The sequence below is a fragment of the Mucilaginibacter sp. A5337 genome (assembly GCF_059690695.1).
In genome coordinates this window covers 864860-882735 of record NZ_JCAWEC010000002.1, presented here as the reverse complement: position 1 = coordinate 882735, position 17876 = coordinate 864860, and the positions used below count along the sequence as shown (strand labels likewise).

General features: G+C 41.1%; 16 protein-coding genes. 11 read left to right on the top strand and 5 right to left on the bottom strand.

Features of this window, described 5'->3' with window-relative positions; all coding sequences use genetic code 11:
- Nucleotides 1-3: 3 nt before the first annotated feature.
- Both AC59JO_RS08510 and AC59JO_RS08505 read right to left on the bottom strand, forming a co-directional pair.
- Entirely contained in the window at nucleotides 4-693 is a 690-nt protein-coding gene (locus AC59JO_RS08510; RefSeq protein WP_413667891.1) for an ABC transporter ATP-binding protein, read from the bottom strand.
- 143 nt (nucleotides 694-836) lie between these two features.
- On the bottom strand, nucleotides 837-1469 hold the full coding sequence (locus tag AC59JO_RS08505; RefSeq protein WP_497304685.1) for a MarR family winged helix-turn-helix transcriptional regulator: 633 nt from the start codon (nucleotides 1467-1469) through the stop codon (nucleotides 837-839).
- A 246-nt stretch (nucleotides 1470-1715) separates the two neighbouring features.
- On the opposite strand from AC59JO_RS08505, the gene AC59JO_RS08500 reads away from it, so the two are divergent.
- The 7 genes from AC59JO_RS08500 to AC59JO_RS08470 all read left to right on the top strand — a co-directional run bounded on the left by AC59JO_RS08500 (nucleotide 1716) and on the right by AC59JO_RS08470 (nucleotide 11769).
- The gene (locus AC59JO_RS08500) at nucleotides 1716-3470 is read left to right on the top strand and encodes an ABC transporter ATP-binding protein (RefSeq protein ID WP_497304683.1); all 1755 of its coding nucleotides are present in this window, start codon (nucleotides 1716-1718) and stop codon (nucleotides 3468-3470) included.
- Between the two features lie 34 nt (nucleotides 3471-3504).
- Nucleotides 3505-5265 carry an ABC transporter ATP-binding protein gene (locus tag AC59JO_RS08495; protein WP_497304681.1) on the top strand — a complete coding sequence of 587 codons (1761 nt, stop codon included), beginning with the start codon at nucleotides 3505-3507 and terminating at the stop codon, nucleotides 5263-5265.
- Nucleotides 5266-5414: 149 nt separating this feature from the next.
- Nucleotides 5415-6119: an NUDIX hydrolase gene (locus AC59JO_RS08490; RefSeq protein WP_413667895.1), complete on the top strand. Its 705-nt coding sequence runs from the start codon at nucleotides 5415-5417 to the stop codon at nucleotides 6117-6119.
- 163 nt (nucleotides 6120-6282) lie between these two features.
- Nucleotides 6283-9819: a PKD domain-containing protein gene (locus AC59JO_RS08485; protein WP_497304678.1), complete on the top strand. Its 3537-nt coding sequence runs from the start codon at nucleotides 6283-6285 to the stop codon at nucleotides 9817-9819.
- A gap of 2 nt (nucleotides 9820-9821) precedes the next feature.
- Complete coding sequence (locus AC59JO_RS08480; protein ID WP_413667897.1) at nucleotides 9822-10838, top strand: PorP/SprF family type IX secretion system membrane protein; 1017 nt, start codon at nucleotides 9822-9824, stop codon at nucleotides 10836-10838.
- Nucleotides 10839-11115: 277 nt separating this feature from the next.
- A complete protein-coding gene (locus AC59JO_RS08475) occupies nucleotides 11116-11517 on the top strand; it encodes a hypothetical protein (RefSeq protein WP_497304676.1) in 402 nt (133 codons plus the stop codon).
- 18 nt (nucleotides 11518-11535) lie between these two features.
- Nucleotides 11536-11769: a hypothetical protein gene (locus tag AC59JO_RS08470; protein ID WP_413667899.1), complete on the top strand. Its 234-nt coding sequence runs from the start codon at nucleotides 11536-11538 to the stop codon at nucleotides 11767-11769.
- 59 nt (nucleotides 11770-11828) lie between these two features.
- Here AC59JO_RS08470 and AC59JO_RS08465 read toward each other — a convergent pair whose 3' ends face one another.
- Together AC59JO_RS08465 and AC59JO_RS08460 are read right to left on the bottom strand one after the other, a co-directional pair.
- Nucleotides 11829-13223 (bottom strand): arginine decarboxylase, encoded by a 1395-nt coding sequence (locus AC59JO_RS08465; protein WP_091206294.1) that lies wholly within the window; start codon nucleotides 13221-13223, stop codon nucleotides 11829-11831.
- A gap of 233 nt (nucleotides 13224-13456) precedes the next feature.
- Nucleotides 13457-14437 carry a GlxA family transcriptional regulator gene (locus AC59JO_RS08460; RefSeq protein WP_413667900.1) on the bottom strand — a complete coding sequence of 327 codons (981 nt, stop codon included), beginning with the start codon at nucleotides 14435-14437 and terminating at the stop codon, nucleotides 13457-13459.
- A gap of 157 nt (nucleotides 14438-14594) precedes the next feature.
- On the opposite strand from AC59JO_RS08460, the gene AC59JO_RS08455 reads away from it, so the two are divergent.
- The 3 genes from AC59JO_RS08455 (at nucleotide 14595) to AC59JO_RS08445 (ending at nucleotide 16085) form a co-directional block, all read left to right on the top strand.
- Nucleotides 14595-15017, top strand: coding sequence for a DoxX family protein (locus AC59JO_RS08455; protein WP_413667901.1), 423 nt, complete (start codon nucleotides 14595-14597; stop codon nucleotides 15015-15017).
- A 62-nt stretch (nucleotides 15018-15079) separates the two neighbouring features.
- Complete coding sequence (locus AC59JO_RS08450; protein WP_497304672.1) at nucleotides 15080-15655, top strand: dihydrofolate reductase family protein; 576 nt, start codon at nucleotides 15080-15082, stop codon at nucleotides 15653-15655.
- 106 nt (nucleotides 15656-15761) lie between these two features.
- On the top strand, nucleotides 15762-16085 hold the full coding sequence (locus tag AC59JO_RS08445; RefSeq protein WP_497304670.1) for a hypothetical protein: 324 nt from the start codon (nucleotides 15762-15764) through the stop codon (nucleotides 16083-16085).
- Here AC59JO_RS08445 and AC59JO_RS08440 read toward each other — a convergent pair.
- Nucleotides 16067-17341 (bottom strand): hypothetical protein, encoded by a 1275-nt coding sequence (locus tag AC59JO_RS08440; RefSeq protein WP_497304668.1) that lies wholly within the window; start codon nucleotides 17339-17341, stop codon nucleotides 16067-16069. The two genes, AC59JO_RS08445 and AC59JO_RS08440, sit on opposite strands and share 19 nt — an antisense overlap.
- A 155-nt stretch (nucleotides 17342-17496) precedes the next feature.
- Here AC59JO_RS08440 and AC59JO_RS08435 point away from each other — a divergent pair, with 155 nt between their 5' ends.
- The gene (locus AC59JO_RS08435; RefSeq protein ID WP_413667905.1) at nucleotides 17497-17868 is read left to right on the top strand and encodes a DoxX-related protein; all 372 of its coding nucleotides are present in this window, start codon (nucleotides 17497-17499) and stop codon (nucleotides 17866-17868) included.
- Nucleotides 17869-17876: the final 8 nt, after the last annotated feature.

The following is a 17876-nucleotide window of genomic DNA, read 5'->3' as shown; positions in this document are numbered from 1 at the left end:
AGCTTATGCGTTAATGGTTTTTTCGTCGGCAATAAGCTTACCTCCCTTGATCCTGATAATACGCTGGGTTTTAGCTGCCAGTTCAAGATCATGCGTTACCACTACAAGGGTAGTACCCGCTTCCTTATTAAGGTCGAAGATGAGTTTGATCACCTTATCGCTGGTTTCGGCATCGAGGTTCCCCGTAGGCTCATCGGCAAAAAGGATTCGGGGGGCGTTTGAAAAAGCACGCGCCAATGATACACGTTGCTGTTCGCCTCCCGAAAGTTGGAGTGGATAGTGATGACCACGTTCTGACAGGCCCACTTTATCCAAAAGATCCAAAGCCCTCGCCCGGATGTTTTTTTCGCCCCTGAGCTCAAGTGGCACCATCACATTTTCGAGTGCTGTGAGCGTAGGTAATAGCTGGAAATTCTGGAATATGAAACCTACGTGCTGATTGCGCACCTGTGCACGCTGATCTTCGGTAAGTTTATTGAGGGTGATGCCGTTGAGCTCAACAGTACCCGAAGTTGAGCGGTCAAGCCCGGCGCAAAGGCCAAGCAGGGTAGTTTTTCCGCTGCCCGATGGCCCTACTATAGCATTGGTTGAACCTATTGCCACCGAAAAATTTATTTGATCGAGTACAGTAAGCGTGCGACCGGCACTTTGGTATGTTTTACTCAGATCGGAGATATTGAGGATATTGCCCACAGATGTTTTTTATGGTATAGATACAAAAAAGCCGGGGTTGTTACCAGACCCAGCTATTGAATGTTCAAGTATTATGCCATCTTTACTTTTAGCTGACATTGAGTTTAAAGCTGGCTAAAAGGCAATATCATTTAGTTTGAAAGTTAAATTTTATCAGCCATTACCTGTTCATACATCTGGTTAAAAGGTTTGTTTTTTAATTCGATTGCGATGGAGGAGTTTCGCTGTTCGCAATACCTGAGCATTTCATAGCAATCGGTTAAGATCTCATCGTCAATACCTTTAAAGGTCATTTCAACCACTTTACCTGAGATTTTATAGTATTCGTCCAGTGCAGCAAGCCCGTTATGGTTTACTTTGATGAGCTTAGCCCGTTTGTCATCGGGCGAGGTCCGTTCATCTATTTTCTCTTCCCGGATGAGCCGGTTGATGACCTCCATACCGGTAGTTGTTTCGGCAAACATATAATTGATGAGGTCGCTTTTTCGAACTTCGCCAAGGTGCAGTAAGCCGTTTAGGTAATAAAAGCTTTCGGCAGGGGGGATGCCGATATAATTTACTGCCGACCGGAAATAAAGCGAATAGGCACTCAATATTCGGCCGAGGGTTTTAAGCAAGTAAGCGCCATTCATAATGCGCTCACCTTTTTTACCAGGTTGCTTAGGTTTTGGACGTTGCTTTTGCAAATAATATCTGCAAAATGCTTCAACAGTTGGTTGTTCACTTACTTCCTCAAAAGCTGTCCATTCCTCAACTAATTGTACTACTGGCTTCATTTTGTTCCGGTTTGGCTGTAAAAATATAAAATTACTACTAAAATGTTTTAATTATTCCTGATTTGAAATATATTTGTCAAACTATATCGAAATAGAAATATATCTAAAATAAAAACAGCTTGCCGTTTCGTTCTGATTTATTTCGATAATTTTAGATGAAATAAAAATGTTTTCCGTGCTCAATCGTCAAACACAATAAAGACTCGATTGAGATCCACAAAAAAAGAATTATAAATCAAAGATCATATGCAACCTGATCCTTCAAAAAAAACAAACAGTAAGCCACCCGGCGTATTTAGCCTATTGAAACCATATAAAGGCCTTGTCGCGCTGTTACTGCTATTTGCTTTAATGGGAAATGCCATGAACCTTTGGTTGCCAAAGATTATAGCCAATGGTATTGATGCCTACTCCAATCATCATTTTGTGCTAAACGAGGTAATGGCTAACTTCCTGACTGCTACATTGGTGGTGTTTTTTTTCGCTGGTTTACAGGCAATAGTTCAAATTTTTGCGTCCGAAAAAGTAGCGCGCGATCTGCGCCAGCAACTGGCTAATAAGATATCCCGCCAAACCCATGCTTTTATCGAGCAGGCAAATCCATCAAAACTATTAACCAATCTGACTTCAGATATCGATTCAATTAAGTTGTTTGTATCGCAGGCCCTGGTTTCTATCGTATCATCATTGTTTATCATTATTGGGTGCAGTGTTATGCTGCTAACCATTAACTGGAAACTTGCATTGGTGGTGATTACCATTATCCCTATTATAGGTGGTACATTCTTTTATGTATTAAAAAACGTACGGGCCCTGTTTATGAAAAGCCGCGGGGTTATCGATATGCTTAATAAGGTTATTAATGAAAGCATACTTGGCGCGGCGCTTATCAGGGTGATCAATTCACAGCAGTTGGAATATAATAAATTTCTGGCTGCCAATACCGAAGCGAGGGACTATGGCTTGAGGATCCTTGGTTTTTTTGCCGGACTAATTCCCATTGTAACGTTTACGGCTAATATGGCGGCATTTACCATTTTGGTAATGGGTGGACACTTCGTAATCAGCGGTAGTATGAGCCTGGGTAGTTTCGCGGCCTTTAACAGTTACCTGTCGTTACTGATATTCCCGATATTTATTTTGGGTTTTATGAGTAACCTGATTGCTCAGGCTACGGCTTCGTTTACAAGGATCAGCCTGGTTTTGAACGCACCTGATGTTTCCGACGGCGGCCCGCTGAAAGATATCCTGCGAGGTGATGTTGAACTCCGCAATGTAACAGTAACCTACGGGCAAAAATCGGCATTGAAAAACATCTCCTTTAAGGTTAAAGCAGGTTCAAAAATAGCTATTATCGGGCCTACATCTGCCGGTAAAACGCAGTTGTTGTACCTGCTTACAGGTTTGATCAATGCTACTGAAGGTGAAGTGCTGTTTGATGGGAAAGCACTTGCCGAATATGATAGCGAAACCTTTCACAGGCAGGTTGGCTTTGTTTTTCAGGACAGTATCATCTTTAACATGAGCATCCGTGAAAATATCGCATTTAGTGATACCGTTACGGATGAATCGCTTAAAAAAGCAATTGAAACTGCCGAGCTAAGTGTGTTTATAGATAATTTGCCCGATAAGCTGAGCACCATTGTTTCTGAGCGGGGATCAAGCCTTTCGGGTGGGCAAAAGCAGCGTATTATGCTGGCCAGGGCGCTTGCAGTTAATCCAAAAGTATTGCTTCTTGATGATTTTACTGCAAGGGTTGATAATAACACAGAAAGGAAGATCCTTGCTAATATCCAAAAAAATTACCCCGGGTTAACGCTGATCTCGGTAACCCAGAAAATTGCATCTGTTGAACACTATGACCAGATTATATTATTGATGCAGGGCGAAATAGTAGCCAGCGGCGTACATGATGAGCTGATGAAAACCAGCCCGGATTATGTACAGATCTTTAATTCACAGCAAAGCACCAGTAACTACGAACAGAGTGTTAACCACTAAACATTGAGTTCGCAAGTAAAAAATATTCACTACAATGAACTACGATTTAAACTATTTAAGTAAAAATCAGCCAAAGACGTCAACGCTGTCCGGGTTGAAAAAGCTGCTTCAGCTTATTGCCCATGAAAAGCGTACGCTCATCATTGCTTTTTTTGCCATTCTTGTTAACTCAACCCTCAACCTGCTCGGGCCACTTATTATTGGTCGTACCATTGATAAATACGTGCAGCACAAGGATTTTAACGGGGTTTTACATAACGCGGCAATTTTGTTTTGCATGTACCTGGTAGCGCTATTTACCAGCTATAAGCAAACCACGCTAATGGGCGGGGTAGGGCAAAGGATGTTGTTTACCTTGCGCAACTCCATTTTTAATAAACTGCAACAATTACCGGTAGCTTTCTTTAATCAAAACAAGGCCGGCGACCTGATATCAAGGGTAAATAACGATACCGATAAGCTTAACCAGTTTTTCTCCCAATCGCTGATGCAGTTTATAGGCAATATTTCTATCATGATTGGTGCCGGGATCTTTTTGCTGGCAATCAATATCGAGCTGGGTGCAGCTGCTTTATGCCCTGCATTGGTTATTCTTTTTTTAACGTTGGTATTATCGCCATGGATAAAAAGAAAGAATGCCGCCAACCTAAAAAGTACAGGGGCACTAAGCGGAGAAATCCAGGAAAGCATCAATAACTTTAAGGTGATCATTGCCTTTAACCGCCGCGATTATTTCAGGAAACGCTTTGATATAGCCAATAATGAAAACTATAAAACGGCTGTAGGATCGGGCATGGCCAATAACGTGTTTGTACCGGTTTATGGTTTATTTGCGAGCATGGCGCAGCTTACCGTGCTGTGTTTTGGTATTTACCTGATCAGTAAAGGCCTGTTTTCTGTTGGTTTGCTGGTGAGTTATTTATCGTATGCTACAAACTTTTATAACCCCTTAAGGCAGCTGGCTGCTTTGTGGACAAACTTTCAGCTGGCAATGGCGGGTTGGGACAGGATCTCTCAAATTCTATCCCTTGAAACTGATTTGCCGATAATTCAGGCAGATATTGATGAGCCGAAAGCTGCTTTGCTGGAATTCAGGCATGTGCATTTTAGCTATGACGAAAGCAGGGAGATCCTCCATAATATCTGCTTTAAATTGGAACGCGGCAAAACCTATGCTTTGGTTGGCCCAACAGGCGGCGGTAAAACAACAACAGCTTCATTAATAGCTCGTTTATATGATCCAACTAAAGGTTTGGTATTACTTGGAGGAAAAGATATCCGCAGTTTTACAGCAGAGGAACGCAGCCAGAAGATTGGGTTTATTTTGCAGGAGCCATTTCTGTTTACCGGCACTGTAAGGAATAACATTTTGTACGGTAATGAGCTTTTTAAAGATCATACCAACGAAGAAATGGAACAGGTGATCAGGGATGCTAACCTGGGCAGCCTGCTGGCAATTTTTGAAGAGGGCCTGGATACCAAAGTTTTATCGGGCGGAGATAGTATCAGTTTAGGGCAGAAACAGCTTATAGCTTTTATGAGGGCCGTTTTGCGTAACCCCGAAATTTTGATATTGGATGAAGCTACCGCCAATATTGATACCATTACCGAAAAACTGTTGAGTGATATTTTGGATAACCTGCCAAAAACTACCACAAGGGTAATCATAGCACACCGTTTGAATACGATTGAGAATGCCGACGAAATATTTTTTGTAAACTCGGGCGAGGTGATCAGGGCGGGATCATTTGACGATGCTATGGATCTGTTGTTGCAGGGTAAAAGAGTGAGCTGATTTATCAGAAACTTATCCTGTTTTCATTTTGGCGCGGTAAATCATTTTAATTTAGATCAATAAATTGTTATTGTATAAAATAGTTGTCCGATTAACAATAAATAATTGCTAAATTATTTTTACCATTGCATATAAACTTAACCTAAGTTATGCATAAGTACAGCGGCGAAACGCGCATTTTAGTTGCAACAGATTGTATCATATTCGGATTTGACGGAGCAAACATCAAGTTATTGCTTGTTCAGCGTGGCCTTGAGCCCGAAAAACATAAATGGAGCCTGATAGGTGGTTTCATAAAACCGACCGAGTCGCCCGAGGATGCTGCAAACCGTGTACTTGAGTTGCGTACCGGGCTAAAAAATGTATACATGGAGCAATTCCAGGTATTTGGCAAGCCCGAACGCGACCCGGTAGAAAGAACGCTTTCGGTTGCTTATTTTGCGCTTATTGATATCCATAAATATGAGGAACAGTTAAGTGAAGAGTATCACCCCGAATGGTTCCTTCTTAACGAAATGCCCGACCTGATATTTGACCATAACGAAATGGTGCGGCTTGCCAAAAGACAATTGCGTTACAAAGCTGCGCTTCACCCTATATTATTCCAGCTATTGCCCGAAAAGTTTACCATCCCGCAATTGCAGGCCCTTTATGAAGGCGTTTATCAAACTAAGTTTGATGACAGGAATTTCAGTCGCAAACTACTTTCGACGGGGCTGCTTGTGAAGCTTCCTGAAAAAGATAAGCTTTCATCAAAAAAGGGGGCATTTTACTACAAGCTTGACCAATCGCATTACGAAGAAAATTTTGAAAAGTTCCTGAATTTGGTACCTAATCCGGATAAGTTTTTTTAACTATCAGTTCAGACTGAAAGAACGGCAGGGTTCAGTCCAATAAAATTGCTAAGCAATTAAACAGCGTGGTTAATTTTACATAATTATCCTGTTGTGGCAATAAAGGTTTTTGTACATTTAAAGGGCAGTTTAATACTGCAAAACCAAATCCAACTGTACACCTTTGAGCAATATAATTTTTTTGCGGTCATTAAGCCTCGCGTTTATTTTCATATGTTTTGCTATTTGTACTCACGCACAAGGTTCATCAAACCAGGGCACGGAGTTTTATACCGCATATATTGACCACGTTGATGGTGCTGCCGGTAACTCCGACGCATTGGGCAGGGGCAGCCAGATGGAACTTTATATAACTGCAGATGTAAACACAACTGTAAAGATTGAAGTTGCAGATGGCAGCTTTTCAAACTCCTACCAGGTTAAGGCCAATGATATATTAACTGTCGATATTCCTCCGGGGGCCTTTATTGGTACCCAAGGACAGTTTTTAAAGGGCATTCATATTACTTCGCCTAAGCCTATCGCTGTTTACGCACATATCTTTGCGCAGAATGTATCCGGTGCAACACTCCTGCTACCGGTAAATACTTTAGGTAAAGACTATCTTTCTATTAATTATAAACAAATATCAAACTCAAACAATGGTACAAAAACTACAGAGGGGGTCCCTTCGTATTCAACTTTTGCAGTAATAGCAACTGAAGATAATACCGCCGTTGAAATAACACCTTCGCAGCCATTGCTAAACGGTATTCCCGCAAACCAGCCCTTTACCATAAATTTAAAAAAAGGCGAGGTATACCAGGGCTTATCTGCCATGGATTTAACCGGTACCCGCATCCGTTCAATTGTTAGTGCTACCGGTGCCTGCAAAAAAATAGCTGTTTTTTCGGGCAGTTCAAAAATAAGTATCGGGTGCCAGGGTGATAAGGGATCATCAGACAACCTTTTTCAGCAGGTGTATCCTTTAGCCGTTTGGGGTAAAAATTATATAACCGCCCCTTTAAAGACACGCAATTATGATATTTTAAGAATAGTACTTAGCTCGCCGGATACAAAGGTAACAGTAAATGGAGCAGCACCCCAGGGTGGGTTAATTAATGGCCTTTATTATGAATTTACTTCAACCACAACCAATGTTATCGCTGCCGATAAACCAATTCAGGTAGTGCAATACGCGGTGACCCAGGGCGAGGGCTTAAATTGCCAGTTCATTAATGGAGATATTGGTGATCCTGAAATGATATATTTAACGCCGATTGAGCAAACACTTGATCATGTTACATTAAATTCAACCCATAATTACCTGATACAAAATAACTTTATTAATGTTATTATAAAAACAGCTGCCGTACCTACCTTTTCGCTTGACGGGCAACCTTATACCCAGTTTTCACAAGTGCCTAACAGCGTTTATTCATACGCACAAATTAGCGTTAACGCCGGCGTACATAATATCAAAGCGTCTGATGGATTTAATGCCATAGCATATGGGTTTGGCCGAACAGAATCATATGGCTATGCTGCAGGTACCAACCTTAAAAACCTGAATGAGTTTATTGTATTACGAAATCCAACAGATAACTCAACACAGGCCAATGGCTGTGCCGAGATACGTTATAAGTTACAGCTTACACTGCCATTTCAAACAAACAAAATTACATGGGATTTTAAAAACGGAACCCAGCCCGTTACTATGAATAACCCAATACCAACCGGTTCAACAGTAAAAGACTCAAAAGTGCTTTACACTTATGAGTATCCTGCAGACGAAGTGTACCCCGATGGAGACTACAGCGTAGTAGCCACTGTATTTAACCCAATTGCCGACGAATGTGGATCAAACGAAGATATTGAGTTTGATTTCAATATTTCGGTGCCGCCGGTTGTAAAGTTTGGTTTTGCAAATACCTGTTTCGGCGATAATGTTCAATTTACAGACCAGTCAACATCAGGTACCCGGCAAATAAAAACATGGCACTGGGACTTTGGAGATGGTACAACCGATGTTGTACAAAACCCCGTACACAAATACACCCAGCCCGGCGATTACATGGTTACATTGTTTGTGACCAATGAAAATGGCTGCGGCGAAACATCAGATCCGATAAAAGTACCCATATCAAAGCCTCCAGTTGCATTGTTTAGTTATTCAGCGCCTGGCTGTGTTGGTCAGGATATTACATTTACTGATAACTCCACATCTGCAGAATGGGATATCACCAGCTGGCAATGGGACTTCGGAGATGGCACACCTGTTGAAACCTTAACGAGCAAAAATCCGTTTAACCATAAGTATAATATACCGGGAGATTATTTGGTTAGGCTAACTGTAACAAATAGTAATGGTTGCATAAGTAATATAGCTCCGCAGGTTGTTAACATTTATCCTGTGCCAGTAGTTGATTTTTTATTACCCGATGCCTGTGAAGATGACTTTGCTCAATTTACTGATCAAAGTACTATTGCCGATGCAACAGAAGCCGGTTTTACTTACGAGTGGAATTTCGGCGATGCAAATGCAACTGCAGGTAATCCCGATACTTCCCATGATAAAAATCCGAAGCACAAGTTTTTAGCCGGTAATTACCAGGTTACACTTAAAGTTACGTCTAAATACGGATGTTCTGTTACCTCAAGTTCAAAATCATTAACAATTAACGGGAGTAAGCCAAAGGCAAGAATAACTGTTCTGAATCCGGCGGACTTATGCAGTGCGCAGGAAGTTTTTTTTGAAAACCAGTCGTCGGTTAATTTCGGTGAGATCACCCGGCTTGAGGTTACATATGACGACGGCGATCCTGCAACCACTGTGGTTTACGATCACCCGGCATTAGGGCTAAAGCTAAGGCACAAATATCCTTTGTTTACCGCGGGAACGCGCACCGTTACCTTACGGGCGGTAGCGTATTCAGGCACTTCGTGCTCTGATGTTAAAGCAATTCCTTTCACGTTAAAAGCATCCCCCATAATAACCTTTGATCCGGCACCGGTTTTTTGCATCGAATCGCAACCATACAAACTGATACCTAAGCTTAATGGCCCCACAGGTTCCGGAGTGTTTTCAGGAACCGGGGTTAGTGCCGACGGCGTGTTTAACCCTGCCGTTTCCAATGCCGGTACATTTGACATCAGGTACATTTATACAACTGCCAATGCCTGTGCGGATACCGTTGTACAGCAGGTAAAGGTGGATGCATCGCCGCTTGTTTCGTTAGGGCAGGATTTTACCATGCTCGAAGGCACTAAACATACCTTTAAACCGATAGTTAACGACGATAATTTATCTTATAAATGGACGCCCGCAACAGGACTGGATCATGATGATGTAGCCAACCCGGCGGCGAGTCCAACCCAGGATATTACCTATCAACTGGTAGTTACATCTGCACACGGGTGTCAGGCCATGACCAGCGTATCAGTAAAGGTTTTAAAGTTTTTAGTTATTCCTAATGTGTTTACTCCTAATGGAGATGGCGTAAATGACATTTGGAATGTTAAATATTTAGAAAGTTATCCAAATAATAAGGTTGAGGTATACAACAGATACGGAGAAAGGGTATATTCGTCAATTGGTTATAGTGTACCGTGGGACGGTAAATACAACGGTTCATATTTGCCTCCCGGAACTTATTATTATATTATTGACCCCAAAAATGGCCGAGAGGTTATTTCAGGTAATGTGACCATTATCAGATAAAAATGAAGCGAATCTTATATACTCTAATTGTTATTGCTGCAACAACTCAATTGGCAAAAGCTCAGCAACGACCGCAGTACACGCAATACGTATTTAATAACTATCTCTTAAACCCAGCATTAAGCGGTATTGAAAACTATACCGATGTAAAATTAGGGTACCGCAGCCAGTGGACAGGCCTTGATGGCGCGCCGGTAACATCTTATTTTTCGGTAAACGCACCTATAGGTAACCGATTTTTACAGGGTGACGCTACAGCATTTCCTGCCGGAGGGGGCTTAAACCCATCAAGCAGGTCATATACACAAAATTACATGGCTGCCGAACCGCATCATGGTGTGGGTTTAATGGTAGTATCTGATAAAACAGGGCCAATAACTCAAACCAATATTGATGCTACTTATGCTTATCACCTTGGGCTTACCGAAACATTGAATTTAGCGGTAGGGGTATCGGCAGGAGTAAGTCATAATGTTATCGATGTGAGCAAACTTACTTATGTAGATCAAAATGACCCAACCATCAATAACATTACCGGCTCGCAGTGGAAACCTGATTTGGGTATAGGTGTATGGGCTTATTCGTCTAATTATTTCTTTGGTGCGTCGGTACAGCAAATCCTGCCACAAAATTTATATGTAACTACATCAACAACGGCTGTCCAAAACAAAACGGTGCCGCATTATTTTGTAACCGGTGGCGTTAAGCTCTTTGTATCTGATGATATTACGCTTATGCCTTCGGCCTTGTTGAAATTTATAGCGCCGGTTCCGGTAACTTTTGATGTAAATATGAAGATGTCGTTCAAAGACAAGTTCTGGATAGGCGGTTCATACCGTCGTAATGACTCATATGCAGCTTTAGTAGGTTTTAACCTGAACTCACTCATCAATGTTGGTTATTCTTATGACTTTACAACATCTGCTTTAAACACCGTAAGCCATGGTTCGCATGAAATTGTATTAGGTATCCTGCTTAATAACCGTTATAAAGTAACGTGCCCTCAACATACTTTTTAATTCTTAAAAACGTTAATTATCTGTAACTGAGTTGCTACATCTTTGTGAGAAAATCACTGTGAGCAGCCGATGGAACCAGTTGTCAGTAAAAGTGCAATCAATTAGTTCTATCTAAAAGATTTTATAAACCATTTCGTATTACTTCCTAATTAATCAGGGGACTTCCTAAGTATTGAAGTCGAATTTGTTTTTTTGTTGTATTTTCTTAAAAAGATAAAAAATAAAACAATACGACTGTAGTGTGGGTTTAATTTAATAACAACTAAAATTAAAACCTATGAATACTAATAATAAAACCTGGGAAAACCGGGATAATGAACGTGATGGCTATGAAAATAGCACCAATTCATTTTCTATAAATAATGGTGAAGCCAATGCAAACCGTGACCTTGAAAGTGATGACGATGATTTGGATGAGATTGACGATATAGCTGACAATGATGACAGGCCCGAAGTAGAAAAGACCAAAAAAGAACGGGTGGGCACTCATAGTCAATCGGAGGTGAATCAGCCTGACAGAAGTGCCGACACTTCGTTTAGCGAGCAAACAGATGTGACGCCGCCGAATAAGAAAGAATTTCCTTCACAAGGCCCGGCTAAAACCGACTTTGAGAGCCGACCACAAGGACGTACTACCGGCAGGATGGTTGGTCATGAGCCCGGCACCGAAGGAATTTAATAAAAGGAGGGTATAATCATGAGTGATTATAAAGACGACTATCCTGCTTCCCGGCGGGATAATATTAAAGAGGTAAGGGAAAGTAATACAACAGACAGCGATAACTACGCTAATCGAACAAATCCCTGCCTTGAAACAAAAGGTCCTCATAAAAAACACTTTAGAGTTTTACATGAGGATGGTAGCCTGGCCGATCTTCCCGATCCAAACGTTGAAGGTGCCGGTGTGGGAGATGGCACAATAGGCCGTTAATAAAAAGAAAAGGTGACCAATTTTTAGCCACCTTTTCTTTTATACTGATATTATAAGAATTAAGTCGTATAGCCCAGGATCTTTAATACTTGTTTACTGTTTTGCTCTTCGCCAAATACTTCAAAGTTGAAAGTCTCATCTCTGTTACGGCGAATAATTACATGCTTTGGTGACGGCAGCAGACAGTGGTGAATTCCCCCGTAGCCGCTTAACACTTCCTGGTAAGCACCAGTATTAAAGAAGCCTAAATATTGCACTTTACGGGTTTTAGGCATAAATACGCTGTTCATATGAGCTTCCTGGTTGTAATAGTCCTGACCATCGCAGGTGATACCGCCAAGGTTTACACGCTCATATTCCGAATCCCAGTTATTTACAGGTAATAGAATATACTTTTGGTTCAGGGCCCAAACATCAGGCAGGTTCGTAATAAATGAACCGTCAAGCATTAACCAGCGTTCGCGGTCGTTTTGCTGTTTGCGGCCTAATACTTTATACAGTATCCCTGAAGCCTCGGCTACAGTATATTTACCAAACTCGGTAATGATATCCGGTTCCATGGTATCGTGTTCGGCACAAATCTCTTTAATGCGGCTCACAATTTCATTGATCATATATTCATAATCAAAATCAAAAACCAGGGAATCTTTAAATGGCATACCACCGCCAATGTCAAGCGTATCCAGATGCGGGTTTACTTTTTTGAATTTGCAGTAAAGCGTTACATATTTCTCCAGCTCATTCCAATAGTATGGCGTATCAGAGATACCTGAGTTGATAAAGAAATGCAATAACTTAACCTGGAAATTAGGATTGTCCTCAATTTTATTGTGGTAAAAATCGATAACATCCTCCATCCGTACACCTAAACGTGAAGTGTAAAACTGAGAATCAGGCTGTTCTTCGGCCGCTATACGGATACCCAGGTTACAAGGAGTATCCATTTCAATTTCATCATCGTAAAGGTTAAATTCCTCTTTATTATCCAATACCGGGATGATGTTTTTAAAGCCATCATGCAGCATATCAATAATATAAGTTTTGTATTGGAAAGTTTTAAAACCATTACATATTACGGTAATGTCCTTTGTTACAGTACCTTTCTTCTCGAGGGCATCAATCATTGGCATATCAAATGCTGATGATGTTTCCAGGTGGATCTCGTTTTTCAGCGCTTCTTCAACAATATGCCTGAAATGCGAGCTTTTAGTACAATAGCAGTATTTATAACTGCCGCGATAGTTGTTTTTGATGATAGCCTGTTGAAACAACAGTTTAGCCTGCTGGATCTTTTTAGATATCAAAGGCAGATAAGTAAAGCGTAGGGGGGTACCATACGTTTCAATCATCTCCATCAAATTTAGGTCCTGAAAGTATAGCTCATCGTCGATGATCTCAAAACCATCCTGTGGAAAGCCTACACTTAAGTCAAGAAATTCCTGGTAACTCTGCATCCTTAAAAATTTTGGGGCAAAAATGTAATTTTTAAACGGAATATTTGGCTATTTGTTAGGATTAATTTTATCGACAAAATGTAATGTTTTTACAGTAAAAAGATATTGGGTTATTACCTGCTGTAATACAGTGTGTTATGGTTGATTGCCGATAGGTATTTTCGATAATAATGAAGCGGTAATATTGAGGCATCCAAAGCACTAACAGATACTCGAAATTTGGTCGGGTTTAGCTATGCCACTGCTGCCTGTTTATTGTATTTGTTACGATAATCAATTGGCGAAAGCCCGGTTATTTTTTTGAAAACTGTGCGGAATGCTTTGGCATCTGTATACCCAACATCATACATTACTTCGTTTACGTTTTTGGGGGTACTTTCCAGTTGTTTTTTTGCTGCTTCGATTTTTACACGTTGAATATATTCAACAGGTGTATTGTTGGTGGCTTTTTTAAACCGGCGCTCAAAATGTCTTCTGCCAATGGCATACATTGATGAAAGGTCTTCAACCGAAATCTTTTCGGTAACATTATTTTCTATGTATTCCTGTGCCTGCTTTATAGGATCGTCTTCATGCTTCTTTTGACCGGTGAACATCGCAAAAGGCGATTGACTTTTCCGGTCTATCTCCAAAGCATAGATCTTGGCGGCCATGATTGCAATATCCCGCCCGGCGTACTTTTCAATCAACAACAATAACAGGCTCCAATAAGAGGTGGCTCCGCCGCTTGAATACAAGCCCTGCTGTTCGGTAACTATGCGACCATCAACCAGTGTTACTTCGGGAAACATGTTCCTGAATTTATCGGCAGTGATCCAATGACTGGAACATTCCTTCCCGTTTAATAACCCGGTAGATGCCAGTATGAACGAACCGATACATAAGCTGGCAATTTCAGCACCGTTGCTGTATTGGTTTATGATCCAGGGTACAAAATCCTGATTTATTTTAACAGCATTCTCCAGGTCGCCGCTTATGGCGGGGATAACCACGATATCGCTTTTTTGTAATTCGTTCAATAAAATATCCGGATGAACCGAGAATATGCCTCCGTGTACTTTAACCTCTTTGGCAAGCCCAACCATATGAACGTCAAAAACGGGCTGCCGGCCCATGGATTGTAGAAAGTCATTAGCGCCGGTAAAAATAGTCCGTGCATCAACAATACTGGCTAAAACCGCTTCATTGGGTATCAGGATAGCAACGTGTTTCATTTGATAGTTCGTAAATTGATTATGCTGGATAAAGATAGTGAACGCAAATGTCGCAATCAACCCCTTAACAAGTCCTTTTTACGCGCTACACATCCTTGTCTCTGCAGATAACTTTGTATCGTTAACTAATCAATAATCACAAAAAAAACATATCATCATGAAACCAAAAACAATTAAAACTCTGTACTGGATCTTCACTGTTCTTTTTTTATTAGCAATGCTTGGTGATGCCTACGGGGGGATTACCATGCAACAGGCAGGCAAAGATTCATTAGCGAGGCTTGGCTATCCAATGTACCTGCTGGTAATCATGGGGGCGGCAAAAATTGCAGGTGTACTGGCCATCGCGCAAACAAAATATCACACTATTAAAGAATGGGCATATTCAGGCTTCACCATCAGCTTTATCGGGGCATTTTTATCATGGCTTGCAATTGGCGCCGGCGCTGCTATGCTCATTCCACCAACGGTGATGTTGATCGTTATGTTTTTTACCTACTATTTATGGAAAAAGTATGAACAGGTAAAAGACCTCGGTTTAACCAACACCAAACTTGCCGGTAATGCCGGCGTAGCCTAAATAACACGAATTTATATTCAATACCCGGGCTTATCATTAAGCCCGGTTTGCTTGTAATTATTATGCGCAAACTAATAGTATCCCTGAATATTACACTGGATGGTTTTATTGCGGCAGAGGATGAAGGTCTTGACTGGCATTACAAATATTGGACTGATGAGATTGCCGAGACAACAACAGAACTGCTGAGCCATGCAGATACTATTTTATTGGGCAAAAATACTTATCAGGCTATGGCGGCGTATTGGCCTTTTCAAGCTAAATGCATGAATTTTCCCCGTACGGATATAGCCTATGCAGATATGATGAACAGTTATCAGAAGGTGGTTCTGTCTTCAACAATGACTGCTGTTTGGTGGAACAATTCATTGCTACTTAATGGTAATCTGAAACGGGCTGTAGAAAATTTGAAAAATCAGCACGGTCGGGATATCCTCACTTACGGAAGTATCAGCGTGGTTGATAAACTGGCGACTGTAAATTTGGTTGATGAGTATCAATTTTGGGTACATCCGGTAATTTTGGGTAATGGCAGGCCTCTTTTTATCCGAAAAAAAAATTCTATTTTATTAAAGCTGGTATCACAGAAAGTTTTTTCATCCGGAGTAATGCTGATGATTTATCGGGCTCAGCATTAATTTTCAGGCTAATACAGGGTATGATTGTACCTTGTGCCGCATTTTCGCTGCTGACACACTGTTGTCAATAACCTATTACATTTTTGTATAAAAAATGTGATCAACTATGAACAGGGCCGACAGGTTGCTCAGGGTATTGGTATTGCTGCAAACCAGGGATGTAGTTTCTATTGAACTGCTGACCACTCAATTCCGGATCAGCAACCGCACAGCATTCCAGGACCTTGAGGCCTTAAGACAATTAAAAATAACGGTAACCTTTGAAGCTGAAAAGGGCTGTTTTATTTTAATAGCAAGCTGCCCCTCGCCGGGGAATAGTGATGTAATCGTTTCTCAACCGATGATGGTTATTCCCCCGGCCATAAAAAATGAGTTGTTATCGGTTATCCCTCGCGAGGCAAATAATGATCATCAAAACTCGTCGTCATAATTTATTTTTCCATTCGTTAACCGCACGTAATCCACCGATCCTGTGCCCTGAAAACGAAAGACAATTCCTATTATTTTGGCCCGGCCAATGCCTTTATCTACATTATAAACCAATTTGTTATCAATAAATATTTGTGCTTTGCCGTGGTGAGATTCAATTTTAAGCGGCACATATTTTTCAAAATCAACGCCAAAAGCAGAAAGATCATGTTTTTTACCCGATGCCTCATAACCTGCAAAATACATATCCAGATCGGATACGCAGCCTTTCGAGCTTAATGGGATCCAGATGGCTGTACCTTTACATAAGATATAAACAGTACTTAGCCGGCAAGCAGCGGCACCCTCACTATAATTGTTTTTTATCGAGGTTTCAAAAGTAAAATCATTGCTGTAAATCTCTCCAAAATCGGTTACGTTGGTATAAACCACATAGGGCGGCGTAGGCTGCATGGCTATATTGCGTTCCTTGATCTTTTCGGGTGACAGCGAGAGCTTGCCATCAACCATAGCATCCTTTTTTTCATAATAAACCGGCACAGGCTGCTTTTCAACTATTGGCAGCCATCCGTTCGACTCAACAAACAGTTCATGCTGTTTCACAATTTTGCCGCCCACAATGAGCTTAGCGTAATAAAAATCAGGAAAATAGTAAATAGAGGTATGCTGACGATCGTTTTTTGAAACATTGACACGTAAATGCCTGTCCCATGATTGTTGGATGGCTACCGAGTCATAAGGCGATTTGGTGGCATCAAAATCAAACACAACAGAATTGGGTAATCCCGAAGTGATCACCTTTTTACTGCTGAATTTATAATCTTTTGCTACTATAGGTGGCCTGGAATGCTCAGTACGTGAAGCCATGATCACAATCAGTAATATACCTACCAGCGTTAAAACACCTAATGCGTAAGGCATCGACCTGAAATGCTTTCTTAAGGGTTGCGGCTTAACTTGAGCATGTTCGACCGGTTTACCTACAGGAACAAATTGCATGCTAAACACCCTGAAGTTTTCATAACCCAAAAACTGCACCAGGGTATCCATGGTATAGGTATTGGGCAGGCTGTCATATTTAACCTTGCCCCAAATGCGCTTCAACGTAACATGGCTTACAGAAGCCCCCGTTTTCTCCCTGATCTTTTCGCTCAGATTTATAAAATCCTGGTTTTTCCAGTTCGCGCTGTCGCCCCAGCCGGTATAGGTTTCGTATTGTTTTATCAGTTCGGTAATAAGCAACTCTTGTGCGGGCATATTCATTGGGTCAAAAATAGCCGGTAAATCAGTTCAAATATTATTTGTACAGGCTTGTACCAACTTGTACAGGCTGTGAATTGCTATAGCGTGGCGTGCAAACTAACTTTATCAGCATTAAAATTAAACCTAAATATACCATAACCTAACCAACAATGAAACAAATAATAAGCAGGATTAGCACCTATATTTATGCTACGGTAATGTTCGTATTTGGTATACAACATTTTATGTATGCCGATTTTGTAGCTACGCTGGTTCCCGGCTGGATTCCATTCCACCTGTTCTGGGTATATCTAACGGCGGTTGCGCTGATGGCTGCCGCTATAAGCATCTACGTTAATTTATATGCTCAATGGGGATGTTTTTTATTAGGATGTATGATATGGGTATTCATTTTAACTATACATATTCCCTTATTGATCAACAGCCATTTTGATGCGGGCAAAATAACCAACGCCCTTAAAGATACCGGGCTTGCGTCATGTGCCTTTATACTGGCTTCTGTTTACGACCGGGAAGGATAAACTAATAT